Genomic DNA, 15,105 nt, shown 5'->3' with positions numbered 1-15,105 from the left:
TCAAGCGACCTTGCGGGTGAACAGCACCCAGTCATGTTTCCGCATGTCTTCGAAAAGCGGCACGGCTTGAGCACGCGCCACCTCCTCGAAGCCATTCCTTCCGTAGAGCGCCTGCGCCTTCTCATTGTGGCTTTCGGTGATCAGGCTCACCGGCGCCGAACCGGCGCGACCGAATTCATGATCAAGCAGGGCGCGACCGATCCCCTTGCCGCGATGGGCCTTGTAGACGCCGAGGCTGTCGATGAACCAATGGCCGACCACCTGCTTCTGCAGGGCAATCAGCGGCACGAGCACCGGGTGTGTAGCCTCCACTTCGAGGATGGACTCGGCCAGCCCATAGGACACCGAAACGCCGACAATCTCCTCTGAGACCAGTGCCACGACCGCATCGCGCCAGGTGCCGAGACCGCTATCCTGCCGAAGCCTGTCGCGGCCATGCTCGAAGGCGGTTTCCGCCGATTTGCTCAGGACGCCGCCATACCACAGCCAGGAGGCAAAGCCGTGCGACGCGATGTCGATCAGGATCGCGAGCTCCGCCGCCTCGCTTTTCTCCGCCGCTCTCAGGTTCGCTGGGGCCGCCATCGTCAGAGCCCGAGCATCATCCGCACGACCGGCTCGAGGCCGCGCCCGAGCGCCCGGGTATTCTCGGCGTCGAGATGAACACCGTCGAGCGGCGTCGTCCGCGCCACGGAACCCGCATCGAAGAAGCCGCAATCGAGCTCGTCGGCAAGGTCGCGATAAAGCGAGGCCAACATCGCCGATTCCTCGATGCCGCCGGCAAACATTGCGGCGAAGTCGCTGTCGGCCGTTTCGCAAAGCGGCGGCGGCGAAACGACAAGGATGCCCGGCCCCTCCTCCGTCTCCATCGGCCAATCGTGATGACGGACGAGTTTGACCAGACGCTCGATCCCTTTGACGGCGCCGGAGGCGGTACCGTGGATCACCGGTTTCATATCGTTCGAGCCGAGCATGAAGATAACGAGATCGAGCGGCGCGTGACTGTGGAGAACGGTCGGGAGCACCCGGGCGCCGTTGCGGTCGCAATCCGCGAGATAGTCTTCATAGGCGGTGGTGCGCCCGTTCAGCCCTTCGGCGATGACATTGACATCGGAGCCGAGCGCCTGCTGCAGCACGCTCGGCCAGCGATCTTCGAGCGCGTGCCGTCCGGGCCCCGTAGCGTCATAACCCCAGGTCAGACTGTCACCATAGCAAAGGACTGTCTTCATCTGCCTACTCGCCTGTCAGTGGGGAGGGACCGGCTGAAACGCCGGTCCGGATCGTATTACACCAGCATGCCCATCGGGTTTTCGATGTAGCGCTTGAAGGCGGCGAGCAGTTCGGCGCCGAGCGCGCCATCGACGCAGCGATGGTCTGTGGAAAGCGTCACGGTCATCAGGTTGGCGATGACCATTTCCTTGTTCTTGACTACGACGCGCTCCTCGCCCGCACCAACCGCCAGGATCGTCGCATGCGGCGGATTGACGACCGCGGCGAAGTTCTTGACGCCCATCATGCCCATGTTGGAAACGGCCGTGGTACCGCCCTGGTACTCTTCCGGCTTCAGCTTGCGCTCCTTGGCGCGCTTGCCGAGATCCTTCATCTCATTGGAGATGGCGGACAAGCTCTTCAGTTCCGCCTGGCGGATGATCGGAGTGATCAGGCCGCCCGGAATGGAGACGGCGACGCCGACATCGGCATGCTTGTGCTTGACCATGTTCGCATCGGTCCAGGAGACGTTCGCGTCCGGAACGTCGCGCAGCGCCAGCGCCATGGCCTTGATCACCATGTCGTTGACCGAGAGCTTGTAGACCGGCTTGCCATCCTTCTCGGGGGCCGCGGCATTGAGCTGGGCCCGCAGCGCCAGAAGTGCGTCGAGCTCGCAATCGATCGACACATAGAAATGCGGGATCGTCTGCTTCGATTCCTGCAGGCGCTTGGCAATCGTCTTGCGCATGCCGTCATGCGGCACGAGCTCGTAGCTGCCCGGCTCGAAGAGCTTGAGGACCGCGTCCTCGGACATGCCTTTGGCAAACGCCGGGGCCGGTGCTGCGGCCGGAGCAGGCGCCGCGGCAGGCTTCGCAACTCCGCCGGCAGCGGCGGCCTCGACATCCTTCTTGACGACCCGGCCGTAGGGGCCGGAACCAGCGATTGCGGAAAGATCGATGCCTGCTTCCTTCGCCAAACGGCGGGCAAGCGGCGACGAGAAGACGCGCTTGCCGTCACCTGCAGCCTGAGCCGGGGCCGCGGCTTGCGGTGCCGGTGCCGCAGCGGGAGCGGGAGCCGCGGCCGGTGCTGCCGGGGCCATTTCCGCCTTGGCTGCGGATGCCGGGGCGGCGGCGCCGTTGCCGCCCTTGGCGGCGGTGGCGACGTCCTCTCCCTCTTCCGCCAGCACGGCGATCAGTGCATTGACCTTGACGCCTTCGGTGCCGGCCGGCACGACGATCTTGGCGATCGTGCCCTCATCGACGGCTTCGACTTCCATCGTCGCCTTGTCTGTCTCGATCTCGGCGATCACGTCGCCGGACTTGACCGCGTCGCCTTCCTTGACCAGCCACTTGGCAAGATTGCCCTCTTCCATCGTCGGAGAAAGGGCCGGCATGGTGATGTTGATTGGCATCGAACGACCCCCTTATTTGTAGCAGACGGCTTTTACCGCATCGACGACTTCGGCGACATTCGGCAGAGCGAGCTTCTCGAGATTGGCTGCATAGGGCATCGGCACGTCCTTGCCGGCGATCGTCAGCACGGGCGCATCGAGATAGTCAAAGGCTTGCTGCATGACGCGGCTGGCGATTTCCGTGCCGACGGACGATTGCGGATAGCCCTCTTCGACCGTGACCAGGCGGCCGGTCTTCTTGACCGACTCGATGACGGTCGGAAGATCCATCGGACGGATGGTGCGAAGGTCGATAAGCTCGACATCGATGCCCTGCGCCTCGAGTTCCGCCGCGGCCTTCACCGCATAGGTCATGCCGATGCCGAACGAGACGATCGTCGCGTCCTTACCGACGCGGTGGATGCGGGCCTTGCCGATCGGCAGCACGAAATTGTCGAGCTTCGGCACCTCGAAGGTCTGGCCGTAGAGAATTTCGTTTTCTAGGAAGATCACCGGATTCGGATCGCGGATTGCAGCCTTCAGGAGGCCCTTCGCGTCCGCCGCCGTGTAGGGCATGACGACCTTCAGGCCCGGAATCTGGCTGTACCAGGCGGCATAGCACTGGGAGTGCTGCGCCGCGACGCGGGCGGCCGCGCCGTTGGGGCCACGGAAGACGATCGGTGCGCCCATCTGGCCACCGGACATGTAGAGCGTCTTGGCGGCGGAGTTGATGATCTGGTCGATCGCCTGCATGGCGAAGTTGAAGGTCATGAATTCGACGATCGGGCGGAGCCCGGCCATCGCCGCGCCGACGCCGACGCCGGCAAAGCCATGCTCGGTGATCGGCGTATCGACCACGCGACGCGGACCGAACTCCTGCAGCAGGCCCTGCGTGACCTTGTAGGCACCCTGGTATTCGGCGACTTCCTCACCCATGACGAACACATCGTCATCGGCGCGCATTTCTTCCGCCATCGCGTCGCGCAGCGCCTCGCGCACGGTCATGGTCACCATTTCCGTTCCGGCCGGAATTGCCGGATCGGCGGGAATTTCCGCCTTCGGTTGAGCCGCTACCGGGGCCGCAGATGCGGGCGCTTCAGCGGCGGTCGGCTTCGGTGCCTCCGTCTTCGGCGCCTCGGCCTTGAGATTGATGTCACCGGCAGCTTCGCCGTCCTGCAGCAGCACGGCGATCGGCGTGTTGACCTTGACGCCTTCGGTGCCGGCCGCAATCAGCAGCTTACCGATCGTGCCCTCGTCGACCGCTTCCACTTCCATCGTCGCCTTGTCGGTCTCGATTTCGGCGATCACGTCGCCGAAGGTCACCTTGTCGCCCTCGTTCTTCAGCCATTTGGAAAGCGTGCCTTCCTCCATGGTCGGGGAAAGCGCAGGCATGAGAATTTCTACTGGCATGTTTTTCCCTCCCCGGATCAAAGCAGGATATCGGTGTAGAGCTCGGATACATCCGGCTCCGGATCAGACTGAGCAAAATCGGCACTATCCGCGACGATATCGCGAACCTCCTTGTCGATCTGCTTCAGTTCGTCCTCGCTGGCCCAGCCCTTCTCGACAATGCGGGCCTTCACCTGCTCGATCGGATCATGCTCCGAACGCATCTTCTGCACTTCGTCCTTCGAGCGATACTTCGCCGGGTCGGACATGGAGTGGCCGCGGTAGCGATAGGTCAGCATTTCGAGGATGAGCGGACCCTTGCCGGAGCGGCAATAGTCGACGGCCTCGTCGGCCGCCGCCTTGACGGCCCGCACGTCCATGCCGTCGACCTGGTAGCCGGGAATGCCGAAGGAGGCGCCGCGCTGGGAGAAGTCGGTCTGGGCCGACGCGCGCGACACGGAGGTGCCCATCGCATAGCGGTTGTTCTCGACGATGTAGATCGCCGGCAGCTTCCAGAGCGCGGCCATGTTGAAGCTCTCATAGACCTGGCCCTGGTTGGCGGCACCGTCGCCGAAATAGGCGAGGCTCACATTATCGTTGTCGCGATACCTGTTGGCGAAAGCGAGGCCGGTACCGAGCGACACCTGGGCACCGACGATACCGTGGCCGCCGTAGAAGTGCTTCTCCTTGGAGAACATGTGCATCGAGCCACCCTTCCCCTTGGAAAGGCCGCCGCGGCGTCCGGTCAGCTCCGCCATGACGCCGCGGGGGCTCATGCCGCAGGCGAGCATGTGGCCGTGGTCACGATAGCCGGTGATGACTTGGTCACCCTCTTTCAGCGCCAGCTGCATGCCAACGACGACCGCCTCCTGGCCGATGTAGAGGTGACAGAAACCACCGATGAAACCCATGCCGTAGAGCTGGCCGGCCTTCTCCTCGAAACGCCGGATCAGCAGCATTTCGCGATAGGCCTTGAGGTCGTCTTCCTTGGAGAATTCGGCGATAGTGCCGCCGGCGAAGTCCTTCTTGGACGGCTTGGCGGCGGTCTTGCGGCTGGAAACGGACGCGGATTTTCGCGGAGCCATTCGTTCCTCCCAATGGTTAGCCTTCGCCGGCTACCATAGGGAAAGAAGAGCGCCGCAGCAATGCCATAATTGCATGGCTATTATTACGCACAACCCGTTGTTTTTTCACGGAAAATTTGAATTAACCAATTTCCGGTTAATTTGCACGATGATGAAAAATAACGATCTCATCGCTACGCGACATGTTGAGCGCGAGCCGAGCCTTCTCATCCAACATGTCCCTTTCCAGCGAGCCGTCGCTCATCAGCTCGACCTCCCGCTCCAGGGTTCTTCGAGTCTGGGTGAGCGCATCCAGCCGCGCTTTCCGCTCGGCGATCTGGCGATCGAACTCCTCCGTCGCCCTCAGCCCGAAACCGCCATGGATGGAATGATAGCCGAAGTAAGACAGAAAGGCGACCGCCAACAGCGGCACGACCAGCCGTCCGAGCCTGCGCTTCTTGTGATGCCGTGTCCACATCGCCTGTATCCCGCTAACGCAATACGAAAGCAGAGACTATCGTCGATTGATTAACCGACCGTTGACCATGAATGACCTGAAAAGCGAAACCCGCCGGCCGTGTGGCAGGCGGGATGCATTACGTCGACGATGGATTACGAGGTGTGCGGCTCGCTACTCAACCGCGCAGGATCGAACGGCCGGCATACTTCGCCTGCAGGCCGAGCTGCTCCTCGATGCGGATCAGCTGGTTGTACTTGGCAAGCCGGTCGGAACGGGCCAGAGAGCCGGTCTTGATCTGACCGCAATTGGTGGCGACCGCGAGGTCGGCGATGGTCGAATCCTCCGTCTCGCCGGAACGATGCGACATGACGGCGGTGTAGCGCGCCTTGTGCGCAGTCTCGACGGCATCGAGTGTTTCCGAAAGCGAGCCGATCTGGTTGACCTTGACCAGGATCGAGTTGGCGACACCCATCTTGATGCCATCGCGCAGGCGCGCGGAATTGGTGACAAACAGGTCATCGCCGACGAGCTGGCACGTGTTGCCGATGAGATCGGTCAGCGACTTCCAGCCATCCCAATCGTCCTCGGCCATGCCGTCTTCGATCGAGATGATCGGGTACTTGGCGGCGAGTTCGGCCAGGTACTCCGCCATGGCGCCCGGCTCGAGCGTGCGGCCCTCGCCTTCGAGCACGTATTTGCCGTCCTTGAAGAATTCCGTCGAGGCGCAGTCGAGCGCGACATACATGTCCTCGCCCGGCTTGTAGCCCGCCTTCTCGATCGATTTCATGATGAAGTCGAGAGCCGCGGGCGCCGAAGCGAGACCCGGGGCGAAGCCGCCCTCGTCGCCGACATTCGTGTTGTGGCCGTCAGCGGCGAGCTGCTTCTTCAGCGTGTGGAAGACCTCCGACCCCATGCGGACGGCATCGCGAAGCGTCTCGGCGCCGACGGGCATGATCATGAATTCCTGGAAGTCGATCGGGTTGTCGGCATGGGCGCCGCCATTGATGATGTTCATCATCGGCACCGGGAGGAGATGGGCATTCGGGCCGCCGACGTAACGGTAGAGCGGCAGGCCGCTCGCTTCGGCCGCGGCCTTGGCCACGGCGAGCGAAACGCCGAGAATGGCGTTGGCACCGAGGCGCGATTTGTTCGGCGTGCCGTCGAGCTCGATCATGGTCCTGTCGATCTGGATCTGGTTCTCCGCATCGAGGCCACCGATCGCTTCGAAGATTTCGCCATTGACGGCATCGACGGCGCGCTCGACACCCTTGCCGAGATAGCGGGTGCCGCCGTCTCGCAGTTCGACCGCTTCATGGGCACCGGTTGATGCACCGGACGGAACGGCCGCCCGGCCGAAGCTGCCGTCCTCGAGATGGACATCGACCTCCACGGTCGGGTTGCCGCGGCTGTCGAGAATTTCTCGGCCAATGATGTCGATGATTGCAGTCATGATCTTTCCTCGGGTTAGGGCGGCGGTTTATCGGGGTCAGTCTTAATTCATGACCTCGAATTTTCAATGACGCCAGAGTGGGATGGGAGAAAGTGCACTCCGCCCCAATCCGGTCTGATTATTGGTGTCGCGCGACTAGGTGCACCATCGCGCTCCACGAAATTCAACGTCGCTCAGGCCTTAGCGATCGCATCGAAGGCGAGCAGCGTTTCGAGAAGCCGCGGCATGTTCTCGAGTGGCACCATGTTCGGCCCGTCGGACGGCGCATTGTCGGGATCCTCGTGTGTCTCGATGAAGAGACCGGCGATGCCGACGGCGACGGCCGCGCGCGCCAGCGTCTCGACGAATTCGCGCTGGCCGCCGGTCGAACCGCCCTGGCCGCCCGGCTGCTGCACGGAGTGGGTCGCATCGAAGACGACGGGCGCCCCGAGCCCCGCCATGATCGGCAGCGCGCGCATGTCCGAGACGAGCGTGTTGTAGCCGAAGGAGGCGCCGCGCTCGCAGAGAAGCACGTTCGGATTGCCACTAGCCGTGAACTTGGCGAGCACGTTCTTCATATCCCAGGGGGCGAGGAACTGGCCCTTCTTGACGTTGATGGCGCGCCCGGTCCTTGCCGCAGCGACGAGCAGGTCGGTCTGGCGGCACAGGAAGGCCGGAATCTGCAGGATATCGACCGTCTCGGCGACCATCGCGCATTGCTCTTCAGTGTGGATGTCCGTCAGGACCGGGAAGCCGAATTCCTGCTTGAGATCGGCAAAGACCTCCATCGCCTTGTCGAGGCCGATGCCACGCTTGCCCGAGAGCGACGTGCGGTTCGCCTTGTCGAAGGAGGACTTGTAGACGAGACCGACGTTCAGCGCCTTGCAGATCTCGACAAGCTTGCCGGCGATCATGAAGGCATGCTCGCGACTTTCCATCTGGCAGGGGCCGGCGATCAGCGTCAACCGCTCCCTCTGCGAGAACACCACCTGACCGGCACCCTCGCCGACGACGACCCTATAATTGCTTTCCATCCTTACACTCCAAACGCGAAAATCACCCCCTGCCCCGGCACTTCCGGGACAATGAGGCGTCCGCACATTTCTGCGAATTCGATGTCGTTCTGCGCGAACAGCGCCCGGGTCGCCTCGATATCCGCGACACGGAAAACGACCGCCCGGCCGCGCAGGCCCCGGTCGCTGTCGCTGATCGTTCGGCCGAAGAACGCTTCCATGCCGGCGGGATTGAGGACGGAGAGCTTGGCGCTACCCATTTGAATATCCATGCCGAAGGAGTGCGCCGCAACTTCGCGTTCGGCGACGGCCTCCTGCAGCAGATACTGGAAGTCCGTGGGGTTCGGCTCCGACAGGACGACTTCGGCAATGCCAAGCACGCCGTTCTCGTGATGGTGCAGCACCGCGCTGTCGACGGGGAGCGCGCGAAGGCGCTGACAGCAGAAAAGAAAGAAGTCGGGTGCACGCAGATCCGCGGCGAAGGCAAGGCGGAAGGATCCCAAACCCTCGCGGCCGTCTGCCATGCGCATCGCCCGGGAGAATTCCAGCATGTCGCCGCCGGAAAGGCCAAGCGAACGGAAGCGGATGTGATCCTCGGCTGCGTCCGGCGTCCCGAGCACAACCGCTGACAACCCCTCGGGACCCCGGCGGAAGCGGAATGCCTGGTCCCGCGCGACGAAGACGTTGCCGTCGAGCGCAGCCGCCTCACATTCCTCGCGCGAGGCAATGGCAAGCGGCTCCAGATAGCTGTTATCCGAGAAGAAGACGCAGGCGTTTTCCGTGCCGAAGGGGTGGCGGGCATCCTCGGCAACGGTGAAGCCGAGATCCGTCAGCCGACGCCTTGCCCGGGCAAGATCGGCCACCGGCAACACGAGATGATCGAGCGGGCGGGCGGTTCGCGTGGCGAGGTTCATGGCAGAATCCCTGGATGGACCGGTTAGCCGCTGTTTGCAATTTTTGCAGGACGATTGCAAGCGCGGGAAGTCTCTCCAGGCCTCAAACGCCAGCGGCCGGCCCTACAGCATGTCTCCAAATCGACCTCGATCAAGGGACAAACAGCCTGCGGCAATTCGAAACTGCTGCAGCGACGTTTGCGCGTCGGATTAGAACGCGCGGCGCGGCAGGGTCGCCCTAGACGAGGCGCGACTGTTCCAGCGCTGCTTCGATGAAGCTCGCGAACAACGGATGCGGATCAAGCGGACGCGACTTCAGTTCCGGATGATACTGCACGCCGATGAACCATGGATGGTCCGGATACTCGATGGTCTCCGGCAGGACGCCGTCCGGCGACATGCCGGAGAAGACGAGACCGCAGGATTCCAGCCGGTCCTTGTAGTCGACATTGACTTCGTAGCGGTGGCGATGGCGCTCGGAAATGTCGTTCGAACCATAGATCTCGGCGATCCTCGTGCTCGGCTTCAGCGCCGCACGATAGGCGCCGAGGCGCATGGTGCCGCCAAGATCGCCGGAGGCGGACCGCTTCTCGAGCTCATTGCCCTTGACCCATTCAGTCATCAGGCCGACGACCGGCTCCTTGGTCGGGCCGAATTCCGTCGACGAAGCTCTCTCGATGCCGGCGAGATTGCGCGCTGCCTCCACCACTGCCATCTGCATGCCGAAACAGATGCCGAAATAGGGCACCTTGCGCTCGCGCGCGAAGCGCGCGGCGTTCATCTTGCCCTCGGAGCCGCGCTCGCCGAAGCCGCCGGGCACGAGAATGCCGTGGACCTTCTCCAGATAAGGTGCGGGATCCTCCTTCTCGAAGACTTCCGACTCGATCCATTCGAGCTTGACCTTCACACGGTTGGCGATACCGCCGTGATACAGCGCCTCGATCAGCGACTTGTAGGCGTCCTTGAGGCCCGTATATTTGCCGACGATCGCGATCGTCACCTCGCCTTCCGGTGTGCGGATGCGATGGGCCACCTCCTCCCAGGCGTCCATGCGCGGCTTCGGCGCCGGTTCGATGCCGAAGGCGGCAAGCACTTCGCTGTCGAGCCCTTCCTTGTGATAGGCGATCGGCACGTCGTAGATCGACGCCACATCCAGCGCCTGGATCACCGCCGACTGGCGGACATTGCAGAAGAGCGACAGCTTGCGGCGCTCGGCCTCGGGGATTTCGCGATCGGCGCGCACGAGCAAGATGTCGGGATGGATGCCGAGCGCCTGCAGCTCCTTGACCGAATGCTGGGTCGGCTTCGTCTTCAGTTCGCCGGCGGCGGGGATGTAGGGCATCAGCGTCAGATGGACATAGACGGCCGTGCCGCGCGGCAGGTCATTGCCAAGCTGACGGATCGCCTCCATGAAGGGCATCGCCTCGATGTCGCCGACGGTGCCACCGATCTCGCAGATGACGAAATCGTAGTCCTCGTTGCCCTCGGTGACGAAGTTCTTGATTTCGTTGGTGACGTGGGGGATCACCTGAACCGTCGCGCCGAGATAGTCGCCGCGCCGCTCCTTGTCGATGATGTTCTTGTAGATCCGGCCGGTGGTGATGTTGTCGGTCCGGGTCGCCGAACGCCCGGTGAAGCGTTCATAGTGACCGAGGTCTAGGTCCGTCTCCGCACCATCGTCGGTAACGAACACCTCGCCGTGCTGGGTCGGGCTCATGGTGCCCGGATCGACATTGAGATAGGGGTCGAGCTTGCGCAGCCTCACCCGATAGCCACGCGCCTGCAACAGCGCTCCAAGAGCGGCCGCAGCGATGCCTTTTCCGAGGGAGGAAACCACGCCGCCAGTGATGAATACATATCGCGCCATGGGAGTCACCGGATACCTTCTCATAAACGATTCCGCCACCGAAAAATTCGTCTTCCAGAACTTTTCCGTTGTTCGTCGCGGCAGATTTCACACAAAACAAAACCGGCGGATGAAACATCCGCCGGCGGGTACTTTCGGCCTGCGGCCTTACTGGCCGCTCGGGACCTGCGAGCCCGCATTGCCGCTCGCGCCGGCAGCGGGCGCCTCGGGCGCGGCTCCAGCCGGTGCCTGAGCAGGAGCTTGCGCGCCGCCCGCGGGAACGCCGTTGCCGTTGGCCGGAGCCTCGGTGGCTCCGCCGGCCGGCGCCGACTGGCCGCCGCCAAGCGAATCAAGCACGCCGCCGCTGGCACCCGTGCCGGGAATGCGCTCGAGAATATCGGTTTCCCGCGGCTCGTAGCGCGAGAGAATGCCCATGGCGAGCGCCAGCGCAAAGAAGAGAAAGGCAAGGATGGCCGTGGTGCGGGTCAGCGCATTGGCCGTGCCGCGGGCCGACATGAAGCCCGAGCCGCCGCCGATGCCGAGACCGCCACCTTCGGAACGCTGAATGAGGACGACGCCGATCAGGGCGACGACGACCATGAGATAGATGACGAGTAGTACGGTCTGCATCAGCTTCCAGTCCTGCCCTCTGCGGAGCATTCGAATCGAACCTTCGCGGCCGCAGAACGGGCTGCGCGCGAATTTGGCGCCTCTTTATACCAAGCCAACGGCTATTCCAAGCCCCCGGCACTGCATGTTTCCTGGAAACCCGTCCGATTCAGGGGGACAAGAACAAGCAGCGATTCAAAGTGCTACAGCGTCTTTTGCGCGTCCGTAGAGACACTCGGTACTGTGGATCGCCACGCGGTCATGCAGTCAATTCTGCATAGGCGCCGTAGATGGCGAGAAAATCTTCCGCTTTCAAGCTGGCGCCACCGATCAAAGCGCCGTCGACGTTGGCGATGCCCATCAATTCCTTGGCATTGGACGGCTTGACGGAGCCGCCATAGAGAATGCGCATCTTCCCACCTTCGGCGCCGAAGCGCGCAACCAGTTCCTGACGCATGAAAGCGTGCGCCTCCTCGACGTCGGCGACGGTGGGCGTCACTCCCGTACCGATCGCCCAGACCGGCTCGTAGGCGATAACCGTGTTCGCGGCAGTCGCCCCGTCCGGCAGGCTTTCCGCAAGCTGGCGCTTCAGAATGTCGAGCGTCTTGCCGCTCTTCCGTTCCGCTTCTGTCTCGCCGATGCAAACGATCGCCACGAGTTCGGCGGCGTAGGCCGCTTCGGTCTTGGCCCTTACAAGCGCATCGCTTTCGGCGTGATCGGTGCGGCGTTCGGAGTGGCCGATAATGACATGGGTACCGAAGCAATCCGCGATCATCTCGGCGGAAATATCGCCGGTGTGAGCGCCCGACTGCTTCTGATGGCAATCCTGGGCGCCGATCTCGAGCGGACTGTCCTCGCAAAGCGCAGTCGCGACGTAAAGCAGAGTCGCGGGCGGGCAGATCAGCGTCTCCACTTTCGCCGAAAGCTCACCCTTGACGCCCTCCGCGATCGCTTTGATCTGGTCCAGCGATTGACGCGTTCCATTCATCTTCCAGTTTCCGGCAACGAGCGGGCGGATATCGGGCGTCATGAACTTTCCTCCGGACAAGATATTCCTCTCGGGCAAGCGGCCTAGCAAATCGCCCGCTCAATTGAAAGCACCCTTGATCGATTGTGCGGTGGTCGCCGAGGTCCGCATAGGGATGATCCCTGAACGCGTCCCACACCGAGGATCATACAAGGGCGACGAATAAAGCCGGCGCCTCGGGCGTCTCACGTTGAAAAGCAGAAGCCGGTGCGGAAACGATCTAGGAAGGCGAGCATGCTGCGCAACAGCGAAGACGGATTTGGAGCGATCACCATCATACTGCACTGGACGCTCGCGGCGCTGATCCTCGGCCTCATGCTGATCGGTATCCTGATGCGGCGAATCGAGATCGAGCCATCACTGCAATTCTCACTTTATCAGTGGCACAAGTCCTTCGGCTTCACCACGATGGGGCTGGCGATCCTGCGCGCGGCTTGGTGGTTTGTCGAGCGGCATCCCCAGCCGGTTGCAAGCCTCGGTCCTCTCGAGCGCACGGCTTCCCGGCTGATGCATCGGGCGCTCATCGCCATCGGCCTCCTGGTACCGCTTGCCGGCTGGGCAGTCGCCTCCGCCTCGACGCTCGACATTCCGAGCTTTTACTTCAACCTTGTCGCCATTCCGCACCTGCCGCTGCCGAAGTCGGATGCAGAGGAGGCATTCTGGACCTTCGCGCATGCCGCACTCGCTTATGTCATGCTCGGCCTCATCGCCGCCCATGCGGCGGCGGCGCTTTTCCATCATATCGTCCGGCGCGACGCCGTTCTCACCCGCATGCTGCACTCGAGTGTTGATGCAAGCGACAGAGCGATCGAGGCCGCGGACGACGAGACTGTCGTGAGGAGATGAATCATGATCGCCCATTGCCCCGTCTCGGGACGAAACGCATTGAAAGTCACTCTTCCTCTCGCCCTTTTTCTCATGGCAGGGGCTGCGGACGCCCAAGCGCCGACGCTCGCGCAAGCGGCCGGTAGCTATCGCATCGCCAGCTCTTCCAGTATTCGTTTCATCGTTCCGCAGGTTGGGGGCGGCAGCGGGGTCGCCGGCGAGTTTGCGAGGTTTTCCGGCACGTTCCAGATAAACGGCCGGGACGTGGGGCGGTCTTCCGTGGAATTCACACTTTATCCGGAAAGTGTCCGGGCGCGGGAACAACGGATCGAGAATTTCCTGCGCTCCAGCGCCGTCTTCGACACGGCGAATTTCCAGACGGTGACCTTCCGCTCGACCAGCGTCGCGCAGACCGGCCCCGGCACGGCAACCGTAGAGGGCGCGCTCACCGCGCGCGGCAAGACGCACACGGAGCGTTTCGCCGTTACGCTGACGGATTCGGCCCAGCGTTCGATCCGCTTCACCATCCGAGGCGAAATACGCCGCGCCCCCTATGGAATGGACGTCGGAACGCCCATCTATTCCAACGTGGTCCGCTTCGACATGGACATCAGGGGCGTAAGGCGCTGATAGCCGTCAGCGCCTCAAAGCGAGAGCCGTGCGCCGCCAGAAATCCGATACCAATGCGGGGTCACGCAAGGCCTCGAGCTTCTTCCACGCCGGGAAAGAGGCCTCGAAAATCTCGGGCTCCATGCGGAAATCCTTTCCCGGATTGACCACGCCGCCAGCTTCCACGACGATGCGATCGAGCCCACCGAGCAGTTTCACGGTCGCCTCACCCTGATTGGCGAAATCCAGGGTCAGGCTGAAGCCCGGCCGCGCAAAGGAAAGCAGTCCTCGTGCGGCATTGTCGCCGAAGCGATGCAACGTGGTCTGGAAGGAGGCATGCCCGGCCCGGCGGGCGGTTTCCAGCAAGCGAAGCGTCGTCTCGCGGGCTCTCTCGACGGGAAAGACGCTCTGGTGCTGACATGGCCCGCGAGGCCCGTAGAGCCGGTTCCAAGCCGTATACCGGTCGAGCGGATGGAAATAGGAGGTCCATTTCTCGGTCGAGACCGTTTCCCGGGGCGGCACCCTGCGGAAGTGATATTCGTTGAAGACCCGTAGCCCGGCGGTGTTCAGGAAAGGCGGTGCATAGGGCACGGAAAGCGTGAGCCGCTTCGGAATGTCCGGAAACTCGCAGGAGCTGTCCGCATGATCGGCCGCCCAGAGAACGCCCCTGCCCGCCCGGCGGCCGGACGACAGCTGGTCTATCCAGGCGACGGCATATTCGTGCTCCTCACAGGCACGGTCGAGAAGCACAAGACCCTCATCGAGGTCATCGAAGCGGCAGGCGTGCTGCTGCACGTGCGGCGACGGTACCTTCATCAGCCTGAGTTCGACCTCGAGGATAAGGCCGGTCAGGCCGAGGCCGCCGATCGTCGCCGCAAAAATCTCGGCATTCTCGACGGTCGAACAGGTCAGTCGCTCGCCGTCGGAGCGCATCAGCGTCAAACGCCGGATGTGATTTCCGAAGGTCCCGCGCGCATGGTGATTGTCGCCGTGAATGTCGTTTGCGACGGCACCGCCGATCGTTGCAAGACCGGTACGCGGCGTTACCGGCAGAAAGAAGCGATGCGGGATTGCTCTGGCGAGAACCTCATTGAGCGTAACGCCGGCCTCGCAGACAATCACGCCTGTCCCGGGATCGAAGGACAGAATGCGGTTGTGTCGAGCACTGTCGATCAGCGTTCCCTGGCTGTTGCGGCTGCTGTCGCCATAGCTCAGAGCCTTGCCGACCGGCAGGTAGGCCATCGGCTCCAACTCGCCGAGGCGCTCTTCGTAGTCGTCCGGCGAGATCACGCGCCCACTTTCCGGTGCGGGCCATCGCCAGTTTTCAAACCCGTTGAGACTCATC

At 62.9% G+C, this 15,105-nt stretch carries 15 protein-coding genes; 2 read left to right on the top strand and 13 right to left on the bottom strand.

Features of this window, described 5'->3' with window-relative positions:
• From EKH55_RS05905 to tpiA, 12 genes are all read right to left on the bottom strand, one after another.
• The gene (locus tag EKH55_RS05905; protein WP_151611156.1) at positions 1-582 is read right to left on the bottom strand and encodes a GNAT family N-acetyltransferase; all 582 of its coding nucleotides are present in this window, start codon (positions 580-582) and stop codon (positions 1-3) included.
• 2 nt (positions 583-584) lie between these two features.
• The gene (locus EKH55_RS05900) at positions 585-1,226 is read right to left on the bottom strand and encodes an SGNH/GDSL hydrolase family protein (protein ID WP_151611155.1); all 642 of its coding nucleotides are present in this window, start codon (positions 1,224-1,226) and stop codon (positions 585-587) included.
• Positions 1,227-1,282: 56 nt separating this feature from the next.
• Positions 1,283-2,617 (bottom strand): pyruvate dehydrogenase complex dihydrolipoamide acetyltransferase, encoded by a 1,335-nt coding sequence (locus tag EKH55_RS05895; protein ID WP_069457864.1) that lies wholly within the window; start codon positions 2,615-2,617, stop codon positions 1,283-1,285.
• 12 nt (positions 2,618-2,629) lie between these two features.
• Entirely contained in the window at positions 2,630-4,006 is a 1,377-nt protein-coding gene (locus EKH55_RS05890; RefSeq protein WP_151611154.1) for a pyruvate dehydrogenase complex E1 component subunit beta, read from the bottom strand.
• A gap of 17 nt (positions 4,007-4,023) precedes the next feature.
• The gene (pdhA, locus tag EKH55_RS05885; protein WP_151611153.1) at positions 4,024-5,070 is read right to left on the bottom strand and encodes a pyruvate dehydrogenase (acetyl-transferring) E1 component subunit alpha; all 1,047 of its coding nucleotides are present in this window, start codon (positions 5,068-5,070) and stop codon (positions 4,024-4,026) included.
• A gap of 136 nt (positions 5,071-5,206) precedes the next feature.
• Positions 5,207-5,527 (bottom strand): FtsB family cell division protein, encoded by a 321-nt coding sequence (locus EKH55_RS05880; protein WP_069457867.1) that lies wholly within the window; start codon positions 5,525-5,527, stop codon positions 5,207-5,209.
• Positions 5,528-5,684: 157 nt separating this feature from the next.
• Complete coding sequence (gene eno, locus EKH55_RS05875; protein WP_069457868.1) at positions 5,685-6,959, bottom strand: phosphopyruvate hydratase; 1,275 nt, start codon at positions 6,957-6,959, stop codon at positions 5,685-5,687.
• A gap of 173 nt (positions 6,960-7,132) precedes the next feature.
• Positions 7,133-7,972, bottom strand: a complete 840-nt coding sequence (gene kdsA / locus EKH55_RS05870) for a 3-deoxy-8-phosphooctulonate synthase (RefSeq protein ID WP_069457869.1) — start codon at positions 7,970-7,972, stop codon at positions 7,133-7,135.
• A gap of 2 nt (positions 7,973-7,974) precedes the next feature.
• Positions 7,975-8,865 carry a VOC family protein gene (locus EKH55_RS05865; RefSeq protein ID WP_069457870.1) on the bottom strand — a complete coding sequence of 297 codons (891 nt, stop codon included), beginning with the start codon at positions 8,863-8,865 and terminating at the stop codon, positions 7,975-7,977.
• Between the two features lie 217 nt (positions 8,866-9,082).
• Positions 9,083-10,720 (bottom strand): CTP synthase, encoded by a 1,638-nt coding sequence (gene pyrG, locus EKH55_RS05860; RefSeq protein ID WP_269808418.1) that lies wholly within the window; start codon positions 10,718-10,720, stop codon positions 9,083-9,085.
• Between the two features lie 138 nt (positions 10,721-10,858).
• Positions 10,859-11,320, bottom strand: coding sequence for a preprotein translocase subunit SecG (gene secG / locus EKH55_RS05855; RefSeq protein WP_069457872.1), 462 nt, complete (start codon positions 11,318-11,320; stop codon positions 10,859-10,861).
• A gap of 238 nt (positions 11,321-11,558) precedes the next feature.
• Positions 11,559-12,329 carry a triose-phosphate isomerase gene (tpiA, locus tag EKH55_RS05850; RefSeq protein WP_069457873.1) on the bottom strand — a complete coding sequence of 257 codons (771 nt, stop codon included), beginning with the start codon at positions 12,327-12,329 and terminating at the stop codon, positions 11,559-11,561.
• A 231-nt stretch (positions 12,330-12,560) separates the two neighbouring features.
• Here tpiA and EKH55_RS05845 point away from each other — a divergent pair, with 231 nt between their 5' ends.
• Together EKH55_RS05845 and EKH55_RS05840 are read left to right on the top strand one after the other, a co-directional pair.
• Entirely contained in the window at positions 12,561-13,172 is a 612-nt protein-coding gene (locus EKH55_RS05845; protein WP_069457874.1) for a cytochrome b, read from the top strand.
• Positions 13,173-13,175: 3 nt separating this feature from the next.
• Entirely contained in the window at positions 13,176-13,781 is a 606-nt protein-coding gene (locus EKH55_RS05840; RefSeq protein WP_069457875.1) for a YceI family protein, read from the top strand.
• A 6-nt stretch (positions 13,782-13,787) separates the two neighbouring features.
• Here the strand turns inward: EKH55_RS05840 and EKH55_RS05835 are convergent, their stop codons facing one another.
• The gene (locus EKH55_RS05835; protein ID WP_151611152.1) at positions 13,788-15,104 is read right to left on the bottom strand and encodes an FAD-binding oxidoreductase; all 1,317 of its coding nucleotides are present in this window, start codon (positions 15,102-15,104) and stop codon (positions 13,788-13,790) included.
• Position 15,105: the final 1 nt, after the last annotated feature.

The organism is Sinorhizobium alkalisoli (assembly GCF_008932245.1).
GTDB lineage: Bacteria > Pseudomonadota > Alphaproteobacteria > Rhizobiales > Rhizobiaceae > Sinorhizobium > Sinorhizobium alkalisoli.
This window is presented reverse-complemented; position numbering and strand designations above follow the sequence as displayed.